This window comes from Rhizobacter sp. P1_G5, assembly GCF_056405435.1.
Genome location: NZ_JBFUCB010001177.1, coordinates 1 through 625, shown reverse-complemented (window position 1 = coordinate 625; position 625 = coordinate 1). Strand labels below are relative to the sequence as shown.

General features: G+C 71.5%; 1 protein-coding gene. It reads right to left on the bottom strand.

Features of this window, described 5'->3' with window-relative positions:
• Positions 1-625 (bottom strand): type IV pilus assembly protein FimV (locus AC1D12_RS34835; RefSeq protein ID WP_477845602.1); only part of this gene is annotated, 625 nt, incomplete at both ends.

Below are 625 nucleotides of genomic sequence, written 5' to 3'. Positions count from 1 at the left end.
GGGCGGGGGCGGCGGCGGAACCGGTGCAGGCGGGGCCGGCGGCGTCGCCACCGGCGGCTTCACCGGCACGTTCACTGCGGCCGGCGCGGGAGCCTGCGCGGGCGACCCGGCCTTGGCACCGGCCGAGGCCTGGCCGAGCTTCTTCAGCTCTTCGACGTTCTTCGACAGTTCGGCGACGCGCGACGAGTTCTCCTTCGCCTCGCGCTCCTTCGCGACCTTCGCCTCCGTGGACGCACTGCCCTTGCTCAGCGTCAGCTTGTCCGGCGTCGGGGCGGCGGCCTTCTTGCGGTCGTCGACCTCGGCCTGCACGGTGCCGCTGGTCTGGCGCGATGCACCTTCGACCTTCGACGGTGCCACGCCGCTGGCGAGGCGCTGGCGGTAGGCGCCGAAGTCGGCGCTCTGCGCCTGGATCAGCTGGCGCGCATCGGCCGGCGTGATCGCCTTCGCGGTCTCGGCCGACGGCACGGCCAGCACGGCACCGGCCTTCAGCCGGTTCATGTTGTTGTTCAGGAACGCGTCCGGGTTGCCCTGGTACAGCGACGCCAGCATCTGGTCGAGCGAGACGCCCGGACGCTTGGTTGCACCGGCAATGCGCGACAGCGTGTCGCCCTGCTTGACCTTGTAT